Annotated in this window: 26 protein-coding genes; 1 reads left to right on the top strand and 25 read right to left on the bottom strand. The window is 45.9% G+C overall.

Annotated elements, in window-relative coordinates:
* Positions 1–5: 5 nt before the first annotated feature.
* The 6 genes from RS891_RS08430 to RS891_RS08405 all read right to left on the bottom strand — a co-directional run bounded on the left by RS891_RS08430 (position 6) and on the right by RS891_RS08405 (position 8,331).
* Positions 6–626 (bottom strand): YIP1 family protein, encoded by a 621-nt coding sequence (locus RS891_RS08430; protein WP_163755018.1) that lies wholly within the window; start codon positions 624–626, stop codon positions 6–8.
* Positions 607–2,073: an NHL repeat-containing protein gene (locus tag RS891_RS08425; RefSeq protein ID WP_315795064.1), complete on the bottom strand. Its 1,467-nt coding sequence runs from the start codon at positions 2,071–2,073 to the stop codon at positions 607–609. The genes RS891_RS08430 and RS891_RS08425 overlap by 20 nt, the downstream gene beginning before the upstream one ends.
* An 11-nt stretch (positions 2,074–2,084) precedes the next feature.
* Entirely contained in the window at positions 2,085–2,948 is an 864-nt protein-coding gene (locus RS891_RS08420) for a carbohydrate ABC transporter permease (RefSeq protein ID WP_315795063.1), read from the bottom strand.
* Between the two features lie 2 nt (positions 2,949–2,950).
* Positions 2,951–3,862, bottom strand: a complete 912-nt coding sequence (locus RS891_RS08415) for a carbohydrate ABC transporter permease (protein WP_064641001.1) — start codon at positions 3,860–3,862, stop codon at positions 2,951–2,953.
* A gap of 75 nt (positions 3,863–3,937) precedes the next feature.
* Positions 3,938–6,865: an extracellular solute-binding protein gene (locus RS891_RS08410; protein ID WP_315795062.1), complete on the bottom strand. Its 2,928-nt coding sequence runs from the start codon at positions 6,863–6,865 to the stop codon at positions 3,938–3,940.
* A gap of 116 nt (positions 6,866–6,981) precedes the next feature.
* On the bottom strand, positions 6,982–8,331 hold the full coding sequence (locus RS891_RS08405) for an ABC transporter substrate-binding protein (RefSeq protein WP_397386941.1): 1,350 nt from the start codon (positions 8,329–8,331) through the stop codon (positions 6,982–6,984).
* Positions 8,332–8,877: 546 nt separating this feature from the next.
* Between RS891_RS08405 and RS891_RS08400 the strand changes: the two genes are divergently transcribed.
* A complete protein-coding gene (locus RS891_RS08400) occupies positions 8,878–9,918 on the top strand; it encodes a LacI family DNA-binding transcriptional regulator (RefSeq protein WP_315795060.1) in 1,041 nt (346 codons plus the stop codon).
* A 110-nt stretch (positions 9,919–10,028) separates the two neighbouring features.
* On the opposite strand, the gene RS891_RS08395 is transcribed toward RS891_RS08400, so the two are convergent.
* From RS891_RS08395 to RS891_RS08305, 19 genes are all read right to left on the bottom strand, one after another.
* Positions 10,029–11,207 (bottom strand): DUF4272 domain-containing protein, encoded by a 1,179-nt coding sequence (locus RS891_RS08395; RefSeq protein WP_315795059.1) that lies wholly within the window; start codon positions 11,205–11,207, stop codon positions 10,029–10,031.
* Between the two features lie 214 nt (positions 11,208–11,421).
* On the bottom strand, positions 11,422–12,642 hold the full coding sequence (locus tag RS891_RS08390; RefSeq protein ID WP_315795058.1) for an RtcB family protein: 1,221 nt from the start codon (positions 12,640–12,642) through the stop codon (positions 11,422–11,424).
* A gap of 200 nt (positions 12,643–12,842) precedes the next feature.
* Complete coding sequence (locus RS891_RS08385; RefSeq protein ID WP_315795057.1) at positions 12,843–13,265, bottom strand: hypothetical protein; 423 nt, start codon at positions 13,263–13,265, stop codon at positions 12,843–12,845.
* A 106-nt stretch (positions 13,266–13,371) separates the two neighbouring features.
* Positions 13,372–13,809, bottom strand: coding sequence for a GNAT family N-acetyltransferase (locus RS891_RS08380; protein WP_315795056.1), 438 nt, complete (start codon positions 13,807–13,809; stop codon positions 13,372–13,374).
* 38 nt (positions 13,810–13,847) lie between these two features.
* Positions 13,848–14,273, bottom strand: coding sequence for a GNAT family N-acetyltransferase (locus RS891_RS08375; protein WP_113051554.1), 426 nt, complete (start codon positions 14,271–14,273; stop codon positions 13,848–13,850).
* 74 nt (positions 14,274–14,347) lie between these two features.
* The gene (gene pgsA / locus RS891_RS08370) at positions 14,348–14,926 is read right to left on the bottom strand and encodes a CDP-diacylglycerol--glycerol-3-phosphate 3-phosphatidyltransferase (protein WP_315795055.1); all 579 of its coding nucleotides are present in this window, start codon (positions 14,924–14,926) and stop codon (positions 14,348–14,350) included.
* Between the two features lie 157 nt (positions 14,927–15,083).
* Entirely contained in the window at positions 15,084–17,009 is a 1,926-nt protein-coding gene (locus tag RS891_RS08365; RefSeq protein ID WP_315795054.1) for an ABC transporter permease, read from the bottom strand.
* Positions 17,006–17,761, bottom strand: a complete 756-nt coding sequence (locus tag RS891_RS08360; RefSeq protein WP_113051551.1) for an ABC transporter ATP-binding protein — start codon at positions 17,759–17,761, stop codon at positions 17,006–17,008. Before RS891_RS08360 ends, RS891_RS08365 begins: the two co-directional genes overlap by 4 nt.
* A gap of 100 nt (positions 17,762–17,861) precedes the next feature.
* The gene (locus RS891_RS08355; RefSeq protein ID WP_315795053.1) at positions 17,862–18,866 is read right to left on the bottom strand and encodes a sensor histidine kinase; all 1,005 of its coding nucleotides are present in this window, start codon (positions 18,864–18,866) and stop codon (positions 17,862–17,864) included.
* Positions 18,863–19,552, bottom strand: coding sequence for a response regulator transcription factor (locus RS891_RS08350; protein ID WP_315795052.1), 690 nt, complete (start codon positions 19,550–19,552; stop codon positions 18,863–18,865). Before RS891_RS08350 ends, RS891_RS08355 begins: the two co-directional genes overlap by 4 nt.
* A 191-nt stretch (positions 19,553–19,743) precedes the next feature.
* Entirely contained in the window at positions 19,744–20,283 is a 540-nt protein-coding gene (locus tag RS891_RS08345; protein ID WP_315795051.1) for an NUDIX hydrolase, read from the bottom strand.
* A 5-nt stretch (positions 20,284–20,288) separates the two neighbouring features.
* Complete coding sequence (locus tag RS891_RS08340) at positions 20,289–21,029, bottom strand: SDR family NAD(P)-dependent oxidoreductase (protein WP_315795050.1); 741 nt, start codon at positions 21,027–21,029, stop codon at positions 20,289–20,291.
* Positions 21,030–21,101: 72 nt separating this feature from the next.
* A complete protein-coding gene (locus RS891_RS08335; RefSeq protein ID WP_315795049.1) occupies positions 21,102–21,821 on the bottom strand; it encodes a class I SAM-dependent methyltransferase in 720 nt (239 codons plus the stop codon).
* A gap of 267 nt (positions 21,822–22,088) precedes the next feature.
* Complete coding sequence (locus tag RS891_RS08330; RefSeq protein ID WP_315795048.1) at positions 22,089–22,595, bottom strand: GNAT family N-acetyltransferase; 507 nt, start codon at positions 22,593–22,595, stop codon at positions 22,089–22,091.
* Between the two features lie 150 nt (positions 22,596–22,745).
* Entirely contained in the window at positions 22,746–23,219 is a 474-nt protein-coding gene (locus RS891_RS08325) for an NUDIX domain-containing protein (protein ID WP_315795047.1), read from the bottom strand.
* 28 nt (positions 23,220–23,247) lie between these two features.
* Positions 23,248–23,772, bottom strand: coding sequence for a YfiT family bacillithiol transferase (locus RS891_RS08320; RefSeq protein ID WP_315795046.1), 525 nt, complete (start codon positions 23,770–23,772; stop codon positions 23,248–23,250).
* A 47-nt stretch (positions 23,773–23,819) separates the two neighbouring features.
* Positions 23,820–24,359 (bottom strand): GNAT family N-acetyltransferase, encoded by a 540-nt coding sequence (locus RS891_RS08315; protein WP_315796233.1) that lies wholly within the window; start codon positions 24,357–24,359, stop codon positions 23,820–23,822.
* Entirely contained in the window at positions 24,359–24,901 is a 543-nt protein-coding gene (locus tag RS891_RS08310; RefSeq protein ID WP_113051542.1) for a hypothetical protein, read from the bottom strand. The genes RS891_RS08315 and RS891_RS08310 overlap by 1 nt, the downstream gene beginning before the upstream one ends.
* Before the next feature lie 20 nt (positions 24,902–24,921).
* Positions 24,922–25,362 carry a hypothetical protein gene (locus RS891_RS08305; protein WP_113051541.1) on the bottom strand — a complete coding sequence of 147 codons (441 nt, stop codon included), beginning with the start codon at positions 25,360–25,362 and terminating at the stop codon, positions 24,922–24,924.
* Positions 25,363–25,426 lie beyond the last annotated feature (64 nt).

Raw genomic sequence — 25,426 nt, 5'->3', positions numbered from 1 at the left:
CTCCTTTAGGTCCGAAAAATCAACTCGCGGTAGATGTTGTAACCGAATTCATATAACTGCTGCAACATGCTGAACACCAATGCTCCGAGGAACACGATTATGCCCATGACAATTACCGTCAGCAGCATCGTCAGAATCGTTTTGATCACGGTGTACTGGTGTACCGTCATCGTGCCAATGAAGAGCAGCAGCACGAACCAGAAGAACGCGATGCTATTAAACAAATAATAAAAAGCCGTCTCTTCCTGTACCATAAACCGGCTGATGATAATCATCGGGACATAGATCAAAATAATCGGAATAAGCGAGTAGCCTGTTGCCAGAAAAATCTCCTTGAACTTCCCTTCACCTTCCATCAGGGTGGTTACAGCCCAATTGGCTATGCACCAAAGAAAGAATGGCACTGCAACCGTTGCGATCTCCCCTATGCTGTTGATTGTACGAGGATCGATGTAATTCACGAGAAACCCCGCGTATTGTTTTTGCAAAATCATCATGATAATGGTAAGCGCCAGTGCTCCAAAAGCAACGGTCAACCTGCCCCGCTGATCCGACTTGAGATCCCAGAATGCATCAATGGGGTGAAAAATGAGATGCAGCGGAAACTTAATGTAATCCTGCTTCACGGTCAATCTGCCTCCTCCGTCTCCATTTAACCGCCACTCGGACCAGGATCAGAATGAAAATCAGTGCGATGGCAAGCGTCAGAAAGGTACCGAAATGTTCCTTCATCATCTCTCGCCGATATCTTTTGAACGCGACAGAATAACTTTTGCGATCCATTCCCAGTTCGAAGTAACCCAGAGCTTCCTCGTTTTTCTTCTCCATCAGCAAGGACTTGCCAATACCGATATAGGCGATATCATAGTTGGCGTTAAGCTTCAGCACTTCTTTCCAGATATGAACAGCCTCCGTATCCTCACCCTGATAATGAAGGGCAACCGCCTGGTTCACGCTGGCTCCAAACCGTGTTGGCTCATAGATAACCAGATTGCTTTTCCCCCGATCCAGTACCAATTGATGATCCCCGGATTGTTCCATGGCGACTGGTGTTTTGAGCGTTCCCACCTGATTTCCTTTGCCTCCATATACGTAGAGCAGATGACCTTCATCATCGTAAGTAAACACCCGGTTCTGCGTCGCATCCAGCACACTGTACATACCGTTGCCCAGTACCTTCACATCAATCAGTTTGGACGGACCCGGGTTATTGCGAAATCTGATATCTCCTTTGACTTCAAAATAACCAAATCTTTTCAGCACATCCTCGCCGGATGGATTGAGACGTTTAATCGGTTCGCTGGAACCCGGGTCGATATTGGTCGCATATACGAACCCTTTGGCATCGATATCCACATTGGAAAACTCGGTCGGTACAAACAAAACCATCTGCGCCCGCTGGGCTTTGGTTGAGAGCATCCGCCAAATGTATTCGCCGTAGTCGCGTTCCACCTTGTTCGTCCCAACGTATCCAATGAACTGACCGTGCTCGTCAAACTGCATAATTCCTTCGTAGACACCCTGAGCCACCACATACACCCGGCCTACCCGATCCACAGTCAATTTCAACGGTTGGAATTGAAAATTGGTCGCGAGGATATCAGACTCTGGCTTCGTAATGGTATGGACCAGCTGACCTTCCGCATCCAGGACAACTACGCGGCTGTTCCCCGTATCTGCGATGTATACTCGATCCTCTTCATCCACGAATAATCCACCTGGCGTATTAAAACTCTCCTTGCTGCCGTCCATCATAAATCCTTCGATTACCCGCAACAGCTTATACTGCGCGTCAAGGACAACAATTCGGCTGTTGCCACTGTCCAAAATATAAATCTGCCCGGAGGGAGAGACGTTTACATCACCGGGGTCTTTGAATTCGCCAATGCCCAGGTCGCTGCCCGAAATGGTTTGCTTGGGCAGATAGGCATCCGGTGACGGAACGGCCTCTTTCCAGTAGTTGTAGTTATAACTCTCATACGGCGCCGGGGAGGCCGCCGCAGGCACGGAATTCACCAGCAGCAGCGATACTGCCGCCAGGAGAACAAGCCATCTTTTCACTGTGCGTGCCATAACGTTCCCCCTTATTCCTTCATGCCCGAACTCGCCATCGTCTCAATGATGCGGCTCTGGGAGAAAATGAATAGCGTGATGGGCACACTCATCAAAATAAGTGCCACTGCAGCACCTGCCCCAGCCCGGGATATCCCGCCCTGAATGATCTGACCCGCCGCATAGTGCAAGGTCTTGAGCTGTTCACTGTAAATGTATCCATTGCCATCACTGCCCCACAGCATCTGGAACAGCAGAATGATCAATGTGAGCCAGGCTGGCTTTACATTGGGCATGACAATGGACCAGAAAATTCGGTATTCACTGGCACCGTCAATTTTGGCTGCTTCCAGCAACGCATCCGGGATCTGCTCCATGAACTGCTTCATCAGATACAGACCCAATGAATAGGCAAATGCCGGAATAATGACGGCCCAATACGTATCAATCCAACCCAGCCATGACATGATCATATAATTGGGAATGGCCGTCACGGCAGGCGTGAACATCAGGGAAAGCACAACAACCTGGAACATGAACACTTTGCCCGGAAATTTGTGCTTGGCGAGTGGGTACGCCGCTGCTGATGCGAGCAGCACATGGCCCACGATGCCAATGCCTGTAATAAATACCGTGTTGAATATATAACGTGAGAACGGAACCCACGAGTCACTCAGCAGATTCAGCAAATCCGTGAAATTGCTGAACGTTGGATTTTTGACAAATAGCGTTGGTGGGAAAGTAAAAATCTCATCCAGCGGTTTGAACGCATTGTTGATCGCATAGATCAGCGGCAGCACCATGAAAGCACCAAATACGAGCAGAAGGGTAAACAGGGAGATGCTTCCCGATAAGGAGCGGTTCACCCGCTTTTTGCCTGACGCAATTGCAGCCATAGCTATTCTCCCACCCTTCGAAGCAGTTTCTGTACCAGCAGGTTGGTGCCCACCATAATCATGAACAGCACGGTTGCAATCGCCGAGGCGTATCCCATCTCAAATCGTGTTGTACCAAAGTCGATCAAATGGGTCACCACCGTCTCCGCCGCATAGTTCACACTTGGGAACCCCGCCAGCGCAATCGACACATCCGCCACCGCGAATGAGGTCGTAAGTTGAATGACCGCTCCGAACATCAATTGCGGGCGCATCGAAGGCAGCGTAATATACCAGAGTTCCTGCCAGCGATTTTTGATCCCATCTACCGCGCCAGCTTCATATAATGTCCGGTCTACGGTCTGCAAACCGGCGATAAACGCCAGAAAGCCTGTGCCAAGACTGAGCCACAATTGCACCAGAATGAGGATTGGCATAATATAGGCTTCCGTTTTCAACCACTGGATTGGCTCCAGCAGAAATCCCCATTTGATCAGCAGTCCATTTGCTATACCGTATCGATCCCCTGAGAAAATCATCAGCCAGATAAAATAGACGTTCCCCGATATGGATGGCGCATAGAAAATCAGCGTCATGAACGCTCTCCATTTGGGTGTTAATTCATTAATGATCCACGCAAATACGAAACAGGCAATATAGCTAATAGGTCCGGTAATAATGGCAAACAGCAACGTATTTTTGATGGCAATCAGAAATACGTCATCCTCCAGAAACAGTCGGGTATAGTTCTGCCAGCCAATAAAACGCGGAAACTCCAGCATGTTGAAATAGGTGAAGCTGAGTATGATGGAGATGACCACAGGAATCACAGTGAACATGATGAATAGGATCATATAAGGAGCTAGCAGTACATAGGAATGTTTGCTGGCCTTCATTTCCTTGAGCTTCCAGGACCACCATGATTTCATGCCCATGCCTGGTGTTTTCTCAGGAGGACTGTTTTGTCCGTCTCGGAGTGATATTTGTGACACTGTTAACCCTCCCTCTGCTTACGGAAGACCAAATTCATTACGCTTGACTCGAATCTCGTCCTGAATATACTGGGTGTAATCCATGATGGATTCCCTGGCTTCTACTTGGCCAACAACCGTCTTGTAAAATGCATTGAACAGATGGCGTCCGGTAAAATAACCACCAGGTACTTCGGGAATTCCCTTTACCGTCTCGAATTGTGCTTTCAGATTCGCATAATCCTCAGCAGGCCACGGAAGTGAATCCAGCGCCTTGATGTTGGCCGTCGGATAACGCGCAGCTGCGCCCATTAACCCTTCCATTTCGCGGCCAAACTCAGCCTGAACCGGTGTACTGGTCCACCATTTCATAAACTCCCACGCGGCGTCCTGATCCTTGGCACTCTCCAGCATCATGACCGCACTGCCGCCACCCGGAACGTCCCGATTCAATGTTCCATCCGGCTGCACCGTCCCCGGAACCGGTACAAAACCCCATAATCCACGGATCTCCGGTGCAAATACGGACAACTGGTTATACATCGTGTAATCCGTCAGACCAATCGGCATCTGTCCTGTCCGGAAACGGTTGGCAAAGTCATACTCCCGCTCCAGCTTGTAATCGGTATAAAACTCTGTCCACTTCTTAAATGTCTCAATCCCGATGCGCGAATCCAGATCCGATTCCTTACCTTCATTGCGATAGAAGGAGCCTCCATTCTGGAGCAGCATCGTGGCATACTGCGAGTTAGGCGGAATGTTCACACCCTGCATGTTGGCCTGGGCCACCACCGGCATGCCAAATTCCATATGGTTTTTGCTCAGAATCGCCAGCAGGCTCTCAACATCATCCCACGTTTGAGGAACTTCAAGCCCCAACTCTGCAAGTACATCTTTTCGGTAAAACAACATATTAAAGGTCTGTGTCTCCGGCAAAGCGTACACGCCTGAATCATAGGCGTACGGTACGATGGCACTGTCTCTAAACTCCTGTTCTACCGTGGTATAGTCACTGAACTGGGTGAGATCCACCGCCGAGTTCCGCATCGCAAAATTCACAGGCAGATCATTGCCGATCTGCATCGCTACATCCGGTCCTTCACCCGATAAAGTGGCTGGCAACAGCGTACCCATGTTAACCAGCTTCAGATTGACGTTAATGCCGCTCTCCGGTGTGAATGTCTCATCAATCATCGCTTTCATCGTGTTCGCCTGATCACGACCACTGCCGATCCAGACCGTCACCGTGCGCTGATCCTCTGATGTGGCTACGTTCCCGATCTGGTTATAATCAATGAAGAACGAATGATAGAATGTATTCGCTTCATGACCAAGCTTCGCCAACGGACCCATACCCGTTCCGGGAATGCTGCTGTCTAATGAAGCTACATAGAGTGCATCAATCTCAAGAGGTTGCTCACGAGCCTGCTGTACCCAAGTTCCCAGCCCGCCTGTGTTCGTTTTGTATGCGGCAAGTCTTCTTGGAATGGTATCCGGCTTGTCGATCATCTCATCCAGCTGTTGGGCCATCGTTTTGATCAATGCTTCCTGATCGCTGGACTGGCCTGACAGAAGACGAAGTTGCCCTGCCACTTCCTTCAGACGCTTGCTTTCTCCGCTAAATACCTCCAGCAGATTCGGAATCTGCTTCTCCACCCGATAATCCCGAAATTCATCCGGTTTGGTGCCTGTAATCATCAGAATTCTCCGGTACATGGAGTTCAGGTTGTACAAGCTGTCCTCCACATTGCGAATAAGTGGCGCGAAATCTCCTAGACTGTTCTCCAGCCGAATGACATGTTTGCCTTTATCCAACTGAAACTTGTAAGCTTCCTCACCGCCCAGCACATCAATGCGATAGTCGCTTTTGTAACGGAATGGCGCCTTCGTCATCTCCGCAAACGGAATCTCGCCATCGATGGTCAGCTTGCGCGTGGAATAGATGCCTTTTACAAAATTTTGCTGAGCGGTAAAACCGATATGATAAAGTCCACTCTCCGGCACATCCACTTCCCATTCGATCCACTGTCCTGGCAGACGCCAGTTAAATCCACCAATCGTATTAATACGCACCTGGGAAGCGCTGTACGGAGCTACAGCTGAACTTGATCTTTCACTGGTTGGATATAACGTAGGTGAAGATTTGGCAACAGCCGCTTCCCCTTCAATTCGGATAAGCACATCCTTAGGCTGACCGGAAGAATCCGTCTGCCTGGAACCTGCGGTTTCCGCATAAGGAACGGCTGGCTTCTCATTGAATAGCCGTATGGATCGAATGACCATGGGTTCGCGAGAGGATTTTAGCGTTAACGTGTGCTTCCCCTTTTCCAGATAGAACTTAAATGGAGCCTGTTCATACCCGTCCGAGTCCTGAAATGTTTCCTCCATCCAGCGGGGCTTCTCCACTTGTTTCGGACGAAGATCATTGCCCTGATTATCCTGTTCAACAGCTTGTTTCTCATTGCCCCATATGCGGTCAAACTGCAAATAGGCGGCTTCCGCAAACGGAAGTTCACCGTCAATGTACAATGCACGCTCAATGGCCGAACTCTTGCCTTCTACGGGAAAATAGACAGCAGAGAGGTTGTACATCCCGGTTTCCGGCACGTCAACTACCCAGTCGATCCCGCCTGTCTCCCCGGTATGCAGCGATACACCCGGCTTGCCCTCATAATCATTCAGCTTGCGTACCTCTTCACCCTCTGCCCGTATGTAGTCTCCTGCTTCGATGGTCATATCCACATTCGGTCTTGAGGCCTCACCTGCTTGGGACAGATATTGTTCATATCCATTCTTCTGCCTCGTCTGCTGCAAGATGGCATCCACCTCAATGGCAGGCAAACTGCCAGAAGGCACAACTGCACTCTTTACCCCTGCACCGGAAGTAAGCAAAAGTATGACGCAGGCTGCCGCTGCTGCAATGACTATGGGCAGGATCCATTTCTTTCGTTGTAGAATTCCAGCCATCCTACGAGCCCTCCTCATCAAGGCTGATGCCAGTAATGCCTAATTGGAAATACAGGAAAAGAGGTACCCGTGCGTGAGCCCGGACACGAGGCACCCCTGTCTGAATCATGCTGGTATTATGGTTTGCCAAGCTTATCAACTGCCGCTTGTGCCTGCGCTTTATACTTCTCGGCTGTTGCTGTAACGGAAGCGTTGTTTTTGATAATGTCGTTTACATAGTCACCGATTGGATAACCCGCGTAGGCATCATCCAGCAGGATGCGACCCGTTCCCGCGATATGCTCGCGTATCATGGCGATGTCCTTCTCATCGGTATAACGGCTTTCCAGGTAATCCTGACCTGGGTACTCTTCAATCTGCGGAATGTCGAAGGTTTCTTCGTAGATTTGGTATACGATTTTAGGATCTTCCACACCTTTTGGAATGAATTTTGCTGAGGCAGCGTTGTTGGCATATGTTACATCCTTGTTGCCCTGAGGGCCGTTCGGAATTGGTACAACTCCAGCAGCAAAGGTGATATCACCCAACTGCCATTCCGCAGCAGTGAACAAGGCCACATCTCCATCCTTGAATGTGTTGCTTTCCTCCCAGTTTGTTTTGTCACCTGTTTTGACTTTCACAACATTCTCCACGTTATACAGGCGTTTGACGAATTCGGCAGCTTCAATCGTTTTCGGATCGGATAATCCTTCTTTTGAGTGTTCGTCGTCTACGATCGTGCCGCCATTGGCTGCAGTAAAGTGACGAAGCACGTCAATAGCCCAGCCGGAGAACCCGTATACGTCAATTTTCCCGTCGTTATCCGTATCTTTGGTCGCCTGTTTCGCGAGTTCCATGAATTTATCCCAATCCCATTCGCCTTTGTTATAAAGCTCCTGAGGATCAGGTAACGACAGCTTCTTGAACAAGTCACGGTTATAGTGAAGTCCCAGACCGATGCTGGTTGGAGATTCAAATGCGTAGTAGTTGCCTGCGATGGCAGGGTATTTTGCAATCAGGTTTGCCTCTTGGTTGATGTTATTCTCAGCTGTGGTGAATTCGGAGATCGGAAGCAGTTGCCCTTTGAGGATAGCGGGTAATGCGGATTTGTACTCCATCTGAACGATGTCTGCGAACGGTTCGCCAGCCAGCGCTGTCGTGGTAAATTTGTTCATGTATTCTTCGAATGGCACGTTTACAAACTCAATTTTCACGTTGTATTTCTTCTCGACTTCAGCGATTTTATCCAGTCTAGCCTTATCCGATGCGGTCTCCCCCGCTGGCTTCAGATCCCACCAGGCCGCAACCTTGATGACACGTCCACCCAAATCAGGTACATCAACTGCCACTTCTTCTGTTCCGCCTTCTTTATCTGTCTCGACGGTTCCCGTGCTATTGCCCGAGTTCGCTGGTGGATCATCAGTCGGCTGATGAGCCGTCCCCCCACCACTGCAAGCGGATACAAAAAGCATTACGACCAATAACATGAGCGGCACAACGTTCCATTTTCTAGTCACGATTTTAACAACCTCCCCGAATGTGTATACAAATCATGGCCCGGCATAACTCCCTGACTTCCATATTCCTAATGAAATTCGATGACCACCACCATTTGTTATTTCATCGTTTGGTTTTGACAAACAAAATTTAACATAGCATAATGTAAGCGTCAACATTTTTATTGTTAACATTTTCTAATTATTCTGATAAAATGCTGGTATATCGCTTCAAAATCCTTATTTCAAAGCATATTATTCGAATACCATTCTGAGTGCTGTGATATCTAAAACGGAATTATTTTTGATTATTTGTTATTTTTATAAATAACAAAAAGATAATAACAAATTCAAAATTCACCTTTTTCTTCTGCAACATGTTCATCACTGTGGTCTATTTTCGTCGATGTATGTATGTGACCTAACATTTTCACTTCTGCAACCGTTATTAGATTAAGAGAAATACATCATGATATACTAGAAGCAGATTTATTGCGAAATTAAGGAATACGGCAGAACTACGAGTGTAAGGATGGTATGATGAAGACGAAGGTAACAATTCAGGAAATTGCACATTTTACAGGTCTGTCGAAATTTGCGGTCTCACGAGCACTGTCCGGAAAATCAGGTGTTAGTGAGCAGACACGGGACGTTATTCTTAAGGCCGCTGGCAAACTTGGATATTTCAAAGATAACAGCATGTTGTCTGCTGATATGTATAGCAGCAATGAACTTCAGGACCCACAAAACACGCGGTGGAGCGGCACCATTTTGATTTTGTTTCCTAATGTTCGTTATCAAAATCAGGAATCCGTATATTGGGGGCCTGTCTTTAACGGGATATCATCCAGACTGAATCAGAAAGGCATCAATATTCTTACTCTGACAGAGCCTTCTGCGGATCAACTATTCACATTGCTGAATCCGGATGCCATTCGGGGCATTATTACGGTTGGTTCCATCTCGACACCTATCCTGCTTGAAATTAAGCGTCTGGGCATTCCCGTCGTCATGGTGGATCATCTGGACCCCGTCTTTCACAGTGACAGTATTTTCACAGACAACTTTGCTTCCATGCGTGACATAATGCTCTACCTTCTACGCAAGGGATATAAACGGTTTCAGTTTGTTGGAAATACCAGTGATGCTCACAGCTTCTATGAACGATGGATCGCCTATACTTCGGTGTTGATGGGTCATGGATTGGAGATGAATCAGATTCCCGAACTAAGCAGCCCGGATATGGATGATTTTCACAAGACGTTCACTTCGGTCATTCATGAGGGGAATTTGCCTGAGGTTTTTGTCTGTGCCAATGACTTCTATGCGTTATACACTATCGAGGCTCTGGAGAGCATAGGGATTAGTGTACCCGATCAATGTGTAGTCACCGGTTTCGACAATGTGTATGATAATATCCCTGTACTCGCCACAGTTAATGTGAACAAGGAACTGCTTGGTGCGCGTGCGGTCGACCAGATGTTATGGCGAATTGTGAACCCGGAGAGTAACGTAGAGAAAAAGCTGATTCTCGCTGATGTGATGATTCGGGAACAGTACGGAAGACATAGCGGATAAAAGATAAGGTACCCATAGACAGCAAAACACCCCCATAACCAGTATTCGACTGGCTTGGGGGTATTTGAATTTGAATGCCATATAAAAAATGTTGATGTCAAAAGTCCATTCTACGTATCTGTCCGGACATCATCCCAATCTTGATCCAGATAACAGATCAGCCAGTTCAGCGCACGGTGACGTTCGTAGGCCACTCCGCCATTCAGACCTCCGGGAGGTGTTTGTTCCTTCACACGACTGTCTACACACACCCAGTTGTATCGGTAGATTAGATCCGCTGCATCCAAAATCTCGCTTTTGGAGCGAAGCTGTGCTCCGGCTACAAAGGCTTCAACATCGTCACATTGCTGCAAATATCCTACATCTTGTCCTACGTTACAAAGATTTACCGGAGCTCCAAATTCCTCGACATAGCCTAACGCCCATAACATCACATGATAAGCCTCGTATCCCCATGAAAAGGAGATAACCTCTTGATGCTCTGCCCCATGCTGTTCCACAAATCTTCTCTCTACAGGTGAGAAAAATGAAGTTGCATCATACTTGTCGATCACTTCCTGGACCAGCGCTGCTGTATCTTCTGCGCTCTCCCCCGCTCCCAGACACTCGCCCTTGAGTGCTGCAATACAGAGGGATACCGCGCGCTCTGCGACTTGTTCCACACTGCGGATCGTAGTATGCTCATCTCCCGCTCTTGCGGGCAAATGGACGTTGAATGGGATTCCTTGCTCTTTTAGAATTTGCTCCGAACGCTCTTTGCGCAGCATTGCAGATTCCGACGGAGGTCTGACATCATCCAGAAAACTGGTATGTGCTGTCACTTGGTAATCTTCTACTTCGGATTCTCCATTGACATCCAGCAGCAGCTGACCTTGCGCATTCAGCAAGGAGCCACTTCCCCAGAAGATGACTGCATCCAGGGCATCGGCCAAATGCAATAATTCATTAAAGAATTCTTCGGAAATGTCCTCATCTGTTTCGATCCCAACAACCATATTTAGTGTAGAGCATTTAATCAGTACCTTTTCCTGTAGCGAAGCATTCTTTCCCTCAATCTGACTCAGAAACCCCAGCATCCCCTGAATCATTGCCGTAAATTCTTCAGGGTGGGTCTGGCTCGTCATGATATTGAAGCCCTTTGTCTTCTTACTAAATAACTTCTTTCGTGTAACTTGAATATGGGTTTTGTCTTCCTTACGCTCAATTGTATCCTGAGGGTATATGGATTGAATCATTTCAAACAGCTGGTCCAGGTCAAACTGGGAGCTGTATAGCGCACAATTTCTCATGAGGTTCACCTTCTTCTTTCTATATAAGTTCAACTAATAAATATTTACACTGGCACTCCGATGACAGAACAACCTTCCGATCGCTGTTATCCCCAGATTTTGTTGATTCCCTTCTCCAAAGGGAAAAATCCGGGGATAAAGGCGAACACTTCGCTTCTTCAGGTTATTTCTGTCCTCTCCGTTGTTGTGTAAATGTTGAGTTGAACATATCTAACTAGTCCTTATACGGGTCGAATTCATTACCTCCGGCCATCGCGACACCTACGGGACGCAGAATATGGTTTATTTTCAAGGTATGCGCATGCGCATTCAGCACATCCTGCAGTTTCTTGTAAACAAAAGGACTTTCATCCGTTCCTGCACCCCGAAGCTCCACACCATAGGCACGAATCGCCGCTTGCATCTGTTCCTCACTGATCTCGCCACCCATGCGTATACGCCGCTTATAATTCATTTTGCCTGCCGCTTGGGTTCGGCTCATAATCCGACCTGCACCATGTACGGTACTGCGGAAAGTCTCGGTATTCTCTTCGCTGTGGATTCCTTCCACGATCACCGATATATCTCCCATGCTTCCGCCCACAAAACCGAGCTGTCCCGGTGCCAGCGGCGTTGCTCCTTTACGGACCACCACCACTTCTTCGCCCATATGCTGTTCTTTCCAGGCAAAGTTATGATGGTTATGAACCGAATACTCTGCGCTCGCCCCTAGAATGCCGAGCACCTGCTCAATCACATAATCGCGCCCTGCATACGCATAACGGCCTGCCAAAGTCATCCCGTCCCAATACATATCACCCATTTCACTCTTGAGGTCAAACAGTGTTGGTGGTTGGTCCATCGATTCTCCCGGCGCTTTGCCACTAAATGTACGTCCGGCAGCCAGATTCAGAAAACCACTGGCGACCTTATGCCCAAATCCGCGGCTGCCAAAGTGGTTCGCAATCCATACTTTACCCGTGGCCTGTTCCACAAAAATGTCGACAAAGTGATTGCCACTACCTACTGTCCCGAGCTGGTTGCGCGCGAGTGTCTTCAACTTGTGCTGTAATCCAGGCTCAATCGAATCAAACAGCCTCCAGCTGGCATCGTCGAACAACTCATGTTCAACAGGTGTTGGATTGATACGCCCTACGCCGAAGGATATGGTTGAATTAATCTCATCCATAATGACAGCAATCTGATCCCGGATATCATCCCACATCAGGTTGGTGCGCACAGCCTTGTTTCCACAGGCAATATCATATCCAACTCCTGACGGACTGATCATGTTCCGGTAGGCAACTACGCCCCCGATAGGCTGTGAATATCCTTTGTGATGGTCCGCCATTAGAGCCACGCCCAGTACATCTCCATACTGCGAGCAAGTCACCGCCTGACTTACCGCATTCTCCAGCGGCTCCCCCCAGACTTTAATGTTATCTATGATACGCATGATTTGATTAACCTCCTTTTGTCTTCATTAAAACTTCTAATAAAATATATACGTTGAAATATATACGTCCCTGCCCATAACTTTCTTTATTTTACCAAAGAGAGACCCTTCCCGAAACTATACATTCCTTCAGTTCAAAGTTATCCGTATAAAGTAAAAAAAAGAGAGCCAGGCTCTCTTTTTCATGATCAGTTCCTATTTTATTTCTTACTGATCTTAAACTTGAACTCCCACGTCGCTGTGTTACCCGAATAACGGCCTCTGTTCTCCGTCACGACAACCGATAGCGTCTTGTTGATTGATTTGGAAATGGAAGAAACCTTAACGTTCATACTTTTGCTTCCCAGATCAGGGATTTTGTCCTGCTCTTCGGCATTTGCTTGCAATTTCAGCGTATCTGTAGGTTTCAGGTTCAACGTAACCGACGAACCTTCCTCCAGGCTCTTGCCGTTCACACTTGCCCCAATGGCCCATTCATTACCAACTGAATTGTTTTCCACCAGTTCTGCACTGACAAGCGTCACGGTCACTTTAACCGTCTTGGCAGCGGCATAGGATGTTGGGGAACATACAGTGAATACCAAACTCAGAATCATCAAGACATTAGCCCATTTTTTGAACACGAGAGTGCCTCCCTCATATCAGTTCATTTATTTCGAGACTATGCCTTATTCGCCCTGCTCCTCAAGTAGTCCTCCTACCGATTAGACATTTCCCGTACTATATTGATTAATTAAAATGCTTCCGATAACCCTGAACTTTCTCATCTTTAAAGCCCAGCTTTTCATAAAAAGTATGAGCTTCTTTGCGCTGATCGCCAGACACCAGAATCATGTATTCACATCCAAGATCTCTCGCAATGTGCTCAATCTGAAGCATAAGCTTCTGACCAATTCCCTGTCTGCGTACCTGATCGGATACAATCACATTCTCCACAACCATGAAGGGATTGCACTGACCTGCCAGATCCATACATTCAATACCCATAACCGATCCGGCCAGTTCTCCGTTGTAAAATGCACCGAGTACATGGTAGTGCCCATTTTGCTGGATATAATGAAACATCTTCTGCATCTGTTGTTCATTAGTCGGTGTACCCATCAATTCGTTGTATAACTGACTTAACGCCGGTAAATCCTCAAGTTCGATTGCTTTAATGGTAACCATATTAGTCCTCCTGATTTGTCCTATTTTCGCATACAGTCTTAAGTTAGGTCCTTCTTAAAATAATAATGACTGTGTCCGGTCGGTGCATTGTCGATCGTTGTGATCAATTGGTAGCCATGCTTCTTGTAAAATTCCGGTGCTTGATATGAGAATGTATTCAACATGACAAAATCACAAGATTTCTCTCGCGCAATTCGCTCAACTTCAAGCAACAACTGAGAACCATATCCCCGATGCCGTTGTTCTGAATCCACCCAGAGAATATCAACCTCCAGCCAGTTCCAGCAAAGTGTACTAAGCACACCTGCAACAATCTCGCCTGCCTCATTTTTGATATTATAATTCAATTCTTCATAACGATGCCTTAACTCCTCGCTCACATGCGCAGCATTAAATACAATGAGTTGCTGGCGAACATATTCTGAATCCTCTGGACTACTTGGATTGATATTGATTTGGGTCATCATCTTCTCCCCTTCTCGTCATTACTTCGTATTAAATATCTGGATAGGATCTTCCCAGTCAGGGCAGGGGTTCTTTATTTAAGTAGTCTATAGTTCACAACAATATAGTTCAATCCCGATAATAGCGTAACTCCTGCCGCCAACCACAATAAAATCACATCAACCCGCACATCAGTCAACAAACTGAACGGAACATTATTCAATAACACAGCAATGATGGCTGTCACCTGTAGCACCATTTTGAGTTTGCCATATCGGTCGGCCGCAAGTGCTATTCCCTGTTCACTGGCAATCATGCGCAGCGCCGTAATGACAATTTCACGTCCTATGATGATCGTAGCTACCCATGAAGCAATCAGATTCTCCTGAACCATCATAATCAGCGCAACCGAAATCAAGAGTTTATCTGCCAGTGGATCAAGCAATTTCCCCAGATTGGTGATCTGATTATATTTTCGCGCCACATACCCATCCAGCTTATCCGTACCTGCAGCCAGTGCAAAAATAATAACGCCAATCACCAGACCATGATGATCCAGAAAACGAATAAGTTCACTCGACTCCTGTATCCATGAAGGCAACGGGATGAAGCACAACATAAATAAAGGAATCAATGCCATTCTTGCCAGGGTAATTTTGTTAGCCAGGTTCATGGAAAACCTCCCTCTACTTCACTCCAATATGTTGTGATTTCTCCACCCTTACGCCATCCTCCTTTTTTCACAAAAAAAGAAAGGGCAGACTGTATATCATACAGTTACCCCTTCTTCGGAATTCTTTACTGTATTCCTCTGTTGCTCATCCTCTGATCTACAATGACTCCTTGATCACTCGCTTGTAATACCATATGGACAACAGGCCGAAGATTGAATACAACAGCGTATACACAATCATGACAATTATAGTTGGTGTGGCAAGTTCCGTTCCAAAGAAGAACCAGCCTGATTTTACGGCAAAATAACTATGGCTTAGTCCCACGACAAGGGGAATGCCGAAATTAAACAACTGCTTGAACTGAATTCCGCGTAACAGATTACCTTGCGTGAAGCCAAGTTTGCGCAGAATTGTATAGTTTGATTTCTCTTCTTCGCTCTCATTCATTTGTTTGAAATAGAGGATACATCCGGATGTAATCAGGAAAGTCAGTCCCAGGAAACCAACAATGAACATGATTAGGCCCATACTGGTACGTTGATTATTCCTGAATTCAATTTGGGAGAAGCTTGGGGCTTCCAATTTCAGATCTGCAAAAATGGCATACGCATTCTCTTTTTGCCCGGAATCTGTAATGTGCACACCGTAATAATCGGTCGCTCCCCCTTTTTGAAGTTTCGGATCAAGATCCTGCGCAAGCTCCGCATAAACCGATTCATCCACAACCGCCACAGGAGTACCCTGGGTATAGTATACAGGAAGCACGCCCTTTTTCGTGGTTCCGATCAATTGCTGGTCAATGGCTTGCTTCAACCCGTGCAGAACAATGGGGCCTTTCTCCTGAATTGAAATTAACTGTTGGATCACATTTCCATACCCCATGAAAATCACTTCACCTGGTTTCAGGTCGATGTTATCTACCATGCTGTCACTTAACACACTGCTGAACAATCGATCCTCCGACAGGGAATCATTCATCACCTTGGTTGCATCAATTTCAATATACAAAGGTTGTCTGTGCTTTTCTTCATATGGAATCTGTTTGTGATCCAGCTCGGCTACAAAACGATTTTTCACATTAGCCTGGGCAAATGAAAAATCTTCTGGCAGACTTTCCTTGGCTTGCGCCTCTGCCGAATAATAGGAAATGTAACTGAGCGATAACATGCCTATGGCGAGTGCCGATACGGTAGTAATAATGGTCAGCAGCAAAGCATTCGACTTCATGCGAAACATGATAGAGGATAACGATAATACCTCGTTAATGGAGAGATAGCCTTTTTTACTTTTGCGAATCAGATTAAAGAGAAAACTGACGGAACCTTTATAGAACAGATACGTTCCCAGAATGACCGAGAACAGAATCAGAATCATCGTGTACATCAACTTCTGCATATCCATTTCCTCACCACTGAACAATCGTGCAGACAAAGCGTACCCAAAACCGATCAGAGCAATACCCAGGATACCCATCAGAATCTGCCCCACAGATAACTTATGTACCTGCTGCTCCGTTGTAGAAGACACTCGAAAGAGCGACAGGATGCTCTGAGCTCGGATAAACGTGTAATTCATCAGCATGATGAGCAAGTACATGACGGCAAAAACAATCACGCTCTGCAGCAAGGCCATTGGTGAAAAATACAGCTCTGCGATGGCCTCAACGCCAATAATTTTGAACAAAATCATCAATATCAGCTTGGAACCCAGAAACCCGATAACAATACCTATTGCCATGGAACCAAAGTAGAGAATGCAATTTTCCGCACTCAAGATGCCAAATATTCTCCCCTTCGTCAGTCCGATTAGCTGAAACAAACCAATCTCCTTACTGCGCCGCTTGATAAAGATTGTATTGGCGTAGAGCAGAAAAATGCCCACAATGACAATCAGTAACACCGATGATGCGCCGATCGCAGCAGCCCCTTTCGTTGAATCAGCAACCTCATTCATGGAGGGATCATACTGCAATGTCACAAAGGAAAAATAAAGCGCCACACTAAAGATCAGGGCAAAGACGTAAAGATAATAATTCTTCAGGTTTTTCCTCAGATTGCGAAAAATGATGTAATTCAGACTCATGGCTGCACACCACCCAGTACGCCCTGAGTTTTGATAATATCGTTGAAGAAGGATTGCCGGGACTCGTCTCCTTTATTTAATTGAGTGTAAATCTGACCGTCCCGAATGAAAATCACCCTGCTGCAATAACTCGCGGCAAACGGATCATGCGTAACCATAATAATCGTAGCTTGATGTTTGCTGTTCATATCACTTAATTTGCCAAGCAGGTCCGAAGCCGATTTGGAATCGAGCGCACCTGTCGGCTCATCAGCGAAAATAATGCTCGGATCATGCACAAACGCACGCGCAGCCGACGTCCGCTGCTTCTGTCCACCCGAAATCTCGGACGGATATTTATCTTTCAACTCATATATGCCCAGTTCACGGGCGATTTGTTCGAACTTCAGGTGTGCCTCATGCTTCGGAATACTCGTAATCGAGAGCGGCAGCAATACATTTTCCTTCACCGTGAGGGTATCCAGCAGATTATAATCCTGAAAAATAAAGCCGAGATGATGTTTGCGGAATTCAGCAAGCTGTTTCTCCTTCATGCCGGTGAACTCCTGCCCCTCAATGTCGATCGTGCCCTGGCTGACCCGATCAATCGAAGAAAGAACGTTCAGCAGTGTCGTTTTCCCCGAACCCGAGGGCCCCATAATACCTACAAATTCGCCTTTACTTACCCCGAGATCAATCCCCTTAAGGACTTCCTGTTTATTTAGTTTGTTGCCATAGACTTTATGAATTTTTTTGGCTTCCAGTATCCACATATCCCACTCACTCCTCTTTGGTATATCTCTATCATAGGCGGGATGCTCCAATTTATCGTGCGATTCACCGAACAAAACCAAAAAGCATGTGACAATGTTGTCACACGCCTGCAAGGTGGATCATGTCATTTTTTCGCGGGAAAGTTAGCTTGACACTAGTGCCCTCTCCGGGAGCAGACTGTACCTGAATGTCTATACGAAGTGCTTGTGCCACCTGTCGGGTCAAATACAAGCCCATTCCCGTTGCCGTTCCTTCCAATCTCCCCTGAGTTGAAGTGAAGCCTTTATCAAAGATACGCGGTAAATCCTGCGCTTCGATCCCTCGTCCATAATCCTGAATGATCAGTATGATGTGCCCATCCTGTTCCTTGCTTTCAATGACAATGTCAGAGGAATGACTATATTTTACGGCATTACTGAGCAACTGCCGTATGATAAAACCTAACCATTTGCTGTCGGTCAGCACCGTTGTCACATCTAATGACACGTCGAAGCCAATCCGTTTGGATATACACCACGTTTTCAAAGCTCTAATCTCGCCATTCAAAATCGGTTCAAGCTCTGTTTCTTCCACAAACAAATCATTATGCATAAATGGAATACGCTTCTGGTGAAGCTGCTGATCGAGCAGTTGGTGAATTCGCAGCCATTCATACGTCATCTGGCCCTGCAGCTTGTCATCCGGCATTCGCTCGATCATCAATTGCAGCGCGGTTAAGGGCGTCTTCACCTCGTGAATCCAGGCCAACATCTCATCCTTCTCCTGCTCCAGCAAAATAAAATGAGCTGAGGACTCCTTCCGATAACGTTCGGTCTGGGAAGTCACGGCATCGTGCACAATCCGTTCATATGGGCTTTCAGCGATATCCAAATCCCCTGGATCATAGGTGTGATCCCAGGTGGTTAATTTTTTGTAGAAGCGGGTCTCTCTTGGATATCTCGCCCAGATAAACACGATGCATACGACTACATTCAGCATGACGATGTACGCTACAGATCGGAATGGAATGGACGTGTCGATATAGGCTACAAATAAAATGATGAGCTGCATGCTTATAAGCAACACTAACCAACTCAGCTTTTCCCGTATGTATTTGCCAATCATGTTTCTACCTCTTCTGTTGCCATGTAGCCCTGCCCCACCTTGGTTTCGATATAGCCATCCAGATTTAGCGACTCCAACTTCTTGCGAAGGCGATTCACGTTGACCGTGAGTGTGTTGTCACTCACAAAATGTTCATGATCCCACAGACTGCGAATAAGGTCTTCCCGGGTCACAATCTGATTTTTGTGCTCTACCAGCACTTTGAGAATGAACATTTCATTTTTGGTCAAAAGAACAGATTCATTGTCATGGGTAAGGGTATTTTTCACATATTCAATGGCAGCCCCACGCCATGTACGCAGCTCAATCCGCTCTGTATTGTAGTTATACACCCTACGCAGGGTCGCCTGGATCTTGGCAATCAGAACATCGAAATTGAAGGGCTTCTGGATAAAATCATCTGCGCCCAGATGCATTGACATCACCATATCCGTAGGATGATCCCGTGAGGACAAAAAGATAATCGGCACATTGGAATGAGCTCGGATCATGCGACACCAATGAAATCCGTCATACTGGGGAAGCTGAATATCAATAATGACCAGCTGTGGCTGAATGGCACTGTATTCCTGCATGACTTTGCCAAAATCCTGTACGCCATACACGTCATATGACCACTGGGATAACCGTTCTTTGATTTCACTGAATAACGATTCATCGTCTTCAATGAGCATAATTTTAAACATATACCTTCACCACGTTTCTGTTCTTCTTGGGCCAACCAAACAATAAACATACAGCAAAATGACCGTTCCGGGTACGAATCGTTCTTCCGATCGCTGTTATCCCCAGATTTTTTTATTCCACCTTTCAAAGGTGAAAATCCGGGGATAAAGGCGACCACTCCGTTTCTTCAGAATCGATTTCGTCCCCTCCACTATTTCCCTTGATGTATAACCTTAATTACGTCCAGTTCTTCTAATGTTTGATTGTGCATAAGCTTGGACATGTGATCAACCAGGAGATCCTCCGAGAATGTACTGTGATGATGGTAACATCTCTGATCATATAGCACCTTATCTAGACATCGTGAAATGTTAGAAGCAACGCCTATGTTTTTGGAATGCATAATCCAGCTTATAGCTTTCCAGTCCAAAATACCTTCATCTGTTCTGACAGGTGTATGATCGTATCTGTAATCTTCCGATAATTCAAGAAGATACAAATACAGTGCACCCGAAATTTGATTACTCTGCTCATTAGACCACGTCAGTAACCCTTTATAGTCTACACTGACATGCTTTGAATCTATATCCGTTTCTTCTTTTATTTCTCGAAGCATCGCTTCCCAGGGTTTCTCATCTTGTTCAACTTTGCCACCAACTCCATTCCAGCAGCCCATCCAAGGGGCTTTTTCCCTATTCAGCATAAGTACTCTGGAACCTTGTTTAATGAAACCGAGTGTATATAATTGCATGATGTTTATCCCTCCATAGTATGGAGGACCTTGCTTGGATCACTGATTTCTTCCATCCGTTCGATTAATTGCTTTGCGACATCGTGTGGCGATCTTAATTGGCCTGCTTCATAGACCTGACCGAATACCTCAGACAGTGCAAATTCCTCTGCATTTTTGCCTCTTGCCACAGCCTGTAGCTCAGTATCTACCATCCCTGGATCGAATGCAATCACTTCAACGGGATTGGGTTGCCCGGATTGTTCCATCGCTACGCACTGGGTGAACATGTTTATTCCAGATTTGGAGGCACAGTAAGATGCCATTGAAGGTGCCGGATAACTTCCTGACCCTGATGATACATTGGCTATTTTTCTGCGAGTGGTCAGGTGGTTGGTATGTTGTATAAAAGATGAAGTCAGAATCATAGGCGCTGCCAAACTGATGTTCAGATGAAGACTGATCTCCTCTGCACTGCACCGATCTATCGATTTCAACGGTTCCAGCATCGCTGCATTGTTAATGAGCCCGATGAATTCAACTTCTTGCGGTGGAATCTGTTCCAATAGGCCTGAGACAAGATCGTCGATGCTATGAATATCTGCCAGATCAAACTGAACATGCTGGTAACGCTCGTAAGCTTCCTCCAAGTCAGACGTTCCGCGTGCAATACCGTAGACGTGATCTCCCTTTTCCAATAACAATTCCGCAAGCTGTTTGCCGATTCCTTTGGATGTACCTGTAATGATAAAATACCTTTGTCCCATATTCTCCCCGCCTTTCTCTCGCTCTGTGCAATATTGGTTAAACACGTCAAATCTATGACCCTTCCTCTATGACTACACGTTTGGTTTTCTCCACAATGTCACCCATAGGATGGGCAAGCCAAAACAATCTTCATCCTGATCCATCGCCTTCATCGGTCGCAGCTCCACGCATTCAAAAGGATCTTCCAGCAAATAGCGAAGCTTTTCTTCCGTAAAAGCCAGACCACCTTTCATCGACTTCTCACGGTATACCTCCCAATCGTCCATAACGCTCTCCGGTCCACCCTGACCGCCAAATCCTGGAGCAAAGCAGGTCATTCCAAAATACCCTCCAGGTTTAAGTCCGTTCTGAATCTTCTGTATGTAGCGAATTCGCTGATGTGGCAGCAGATGGTGAAGACAGCCCGAATCATAGACGAGATCGTACTCTTCATGTGGCGTGAGTTCAAATGCTGATTTGCATTCGAAATTCACTTCAAGCTGTTCATCCACAGCTCTTTCCTTGGCCCAGGCAATGGCTGTCTCTGAAAGATCATAAGCATCTACTTTATAACCCTGACGTGTTAGATATATTGCATTTCTTCCCGGGCCACAACCGAGCTCCAATGCTTTGCCCCCAGGTAATATTCCTGAGTTCACATGTGCTACCAGATTTTCATCCGGTTTGTTTGGAAAAAAGGGAATCGGCCGGTCTCGATCCTCGTAAAAAGGTTCCCAAAATTGCTTCGCTGATCTGAATTCTGAGTCAAGCATGTCATATAGATCCTGGACATTTTTAATCGTCTTCTCCATAACCACATTCCTCCTCAAATCCATATAAATTATCCTTCATATTCCCTCTTATGTTTCGATCTCTGTGCTCACCATTTGCCCGCTTCATCACGGTTTATACCCTAAATCAACTACCCTCTATTATAACATTTTCACCCAATCCAACTCTATTTTTCTTGTAAGATTCGAGCCGAAAACAGTCTGATTATATGTAAAAAAACGCTGTTTAGAAGAAAGTAATTCCCTGTCCTCTCAACAGCGTTATAATCCTTTTTATTCAGAATTCGATCAGCTTAACTTCTTCGTTAAATAGAGCACTACATCGTCGTCGATGATCGTTTCATCGCCCCATTTTAGATAACGATCATGCTTGTGAATGCCCTGTCCATCTGGTATATATCCACGACGGGCATACAGAATTTGAGCTTTGCCATAATCGGAGAACACCCCGACACCAATCCCGGCAGTTTCGGTTCGCTCATGAATGACTTCTTCTGCCCGGTCCATCAAACGTGATCCAATTCCCTGACGCTGATACTTGATCAGCACATTGAAATCATTAATTTCCGGAATACCCTGTTCCCTGAACGAAGGGTAATACGAATTCCACAATACATTCACGTAACCGGCGAAAGCTCCATCCAATTCCGCTACCAAAGTCACCCGCTCACCATTCTGCTGCTCTGCAAGATATTGAATGTACTGCTCCGCCGATTTCGCCCAACCCTGTTCCTGAAACGCCTGCGAAATTACGACCGGATCGCCCTCATCCAAAAGTCTGATATGTATATTCATCGATGTAATCTCCTTAATATTATTAGATATTTAAAGAATCAATTTCATAATACCTTTGGCTGCTTTAATCAAGGCTAGATATAGATCAAAACGTTTCAATTTGTCTATATCTAGTTACAAAACTCCATTTTAGTGAGTTATGAAATTGATTTAAATGTTATTTTCACAAAAAGTCAGATCCACAAAGTGTTCGTGTGTCCCTTTGGCAGAATATACCTTCCACTGATGCAAAAAAGAATAAAACATATCACCAAAATTCATGCCCTCTGGTAGTGTATCTACCATTTTCATTGCACCTATTTCGGAGTTAGGTTCCAGCGAAAGAGCACGGAATCTCGTAATATTCGCATAATAAACCATACCAAACGTTCCATTCATTTGGTAAATTCCGAAAGGTTCTAGCATGAACCTCAATGCTCCTGTCTCTTCGTACAGTTCTCTTTCTGCAGCCCTAAGGACTGACTCGTCAGGCTCACGATTACCTCCTGGGAATTCCCAGCCTTGGCGTTTAAGGTTATGGATAATGACGTATTTCTCCTGAAACTGAGTAAACATGATGACATACTGAATCTCTTGTTCCAATTCATCATATTTACTGAGATCCAGCCACTGTTTCTCTATCATCAGAAATTACACCTCACATATTTCACCACTAGATTCCCAATCTGCTTCTAAGCGAGGTAATATGGGCAATGTGGTGTCTGCCATGCCATGCATATACGCCCAAATTATAGTCCAGTCTGGTCGTTTCTTTGGAAGCGGGATGATAAAAGGTTTTGGCATAGTCTGCATCCGTTAATGTGTTTAATAGCGCTACCCAACGACGGTGCAGCGCATCCAGGATTTGCAGGGAAAACTCGACATCCAGCTCCCGCGAATCACTCAGTTCAGCCCATCGCTCCTCGTAATATGGTCTTATCGTGGGGTTATCCTCCGTCAGTGCCAGCTTGAAACGAACCATGCTATTCATATGGCTATCTGCCATATGGTGTATGACCTGTTTGAGCATCCATCCACCTTCCCGGTAGGGTAACCTCAATTGGTCTTCACTCAATCCTTTGACCGCTTCGCGGGCGCGCTCCGGCAACTCCGCAATATCCTGAATCCACTGCTTCCGCTGCTCTGATGTGACCTCGCCTGTATGTTCAAATGTTCCAATCGGGTACCTCAAATCCATCGATCATTCCTCCTTGGTTAAATGGTTTATAGAGCACAGCGCACTACCTATGGGGTATACTCCATCAGCCAGCAGTCTCTCATCTGTCCTTCGTGCAGCTCGTGTTCTGGTAACAGTCTGACCTTCCTGAAACCACACTTCTCGTAACAGGATATGGCTCGTTCGTTCCACGATTGCGGGTCCATGACCACTTTCCGAGCTTGCTTATCATTGACCAGATAGGTCATCATGGATTGTACTAATTGTGTGCCAATACCGCGGTTCCAGTAATCAGCTTCTCCAATAAACTGATCTGTTCCATAGATGATTTCATCGGTGTCTCCATAACCATACTCATTCCGTTCTTCCTCCTCCAGTTCATAGAACTGGATATAGCCGATCGGTTTACCTTCGTGTTCAACCATACAACGATGTGCCGTATCCTCTTGTCTATAAAAGTGCTCTCTGACCAAATTCAGATCATGCGGCCGATCACGGCCTTCGTAATATTGAAGTACTGCTGGGTTAGACAACCATTGAACAAGGCGCTGTTCATCCTTTTCATCCAGTAAACGTACCGTAATCTCATTCCATTGATAGATTAGCATCACTCTGCATACTCCTTAATGATTTCCAGAGGCTCTCCTGAAACCCAGCTCAGGTTTTTGCCCAATAATTTTTCCTGATGAACATAATAGATCATCGGTTGCCGAATCAGTTCTGCTTCTTCACTCAAAGGATGAATGGTAAAACGCATCTTGTACGTGCCAGTAGCATCAGGTATGGAGAACCCAGCAAATTCAATAATCGCTGTTGATGACTGCCTCTGTAAGGCTTGACGAAGAATCTCTTCCATTGCACCTGTGCTGCCGACGGAAGTAGGTCGAATAAATCGGTTATCCTGTTTGTCATCAAAAGATATTGAACCCCAGCCAGGTACAACAGGATATACGATGTGCTGACCCTTATCTTCTTTTTTGCGTGTAATGTTTAACTGCACCTCGTATTCATCCGTAGCTGACTGCCGAATCGTGCCCCTCATGTTAACATCCTGCGCTGTAACGCTTGGAGCCAAATTATTATATACAATGAAAGCTGCTACAATAATAATCCCAATGCCTGTAAGCCAAAATATCGTACTTTTTCGCATGTATTTAACCCCCAAGCTGATTAACCGTAAGTCTGAAGTAATTCACTCTCCATTAGTGTCTGTGTTACGCTGTCCAGTTCCGGAGAAGCAGACCAATCACTATGTGTATTCAAACCATATTTAATCGTATGGATAACGCTATTGGCTGACATATATAAATTATGGTGTACTCCTCGTTGCACAATGATGTGACTTCCTTCGCCCATAACTCTGATTTCAAGCGTATGATCATTCGTAAAATTTGCATAAGCGATCCAACCAGACTGCACTACATAGAACTCGGTTATATGGTTATGAAAATGGCTATTTTGCCACGCTCCCTGAGATGAAGCTACCGTTCTACAATAATAACTGCCATCCTCTGAAACCATTTTGTATTTCCGTTCCCCGTTAGACATCTGCTCGAAGCTGGTATTCACATGATCTGGTCCTAAATTCCATTCTAAAGTTTCTCTACCCAAACCATTACACCTCCTGATCTGAAATACGAAGGTAGCATTCAAACTTTATAATCTTCCTTTAACG

The sequence above is a fragment of the Paenibacillus sp. BIC5C1 genome, from assembly GCF_032399705.1.
Lineage (GTDB): Bacteria > Bacillota > Bacilli > Paenibacillales > Paenibacillaceae > Paenibacillus > Paenibacillus taichungensis_A.
The sequence above is the reverse complement of the archived record's forward strand: the minus strand, read 5'-3'. Positions and strand labels throughout refer to the sequence as shown.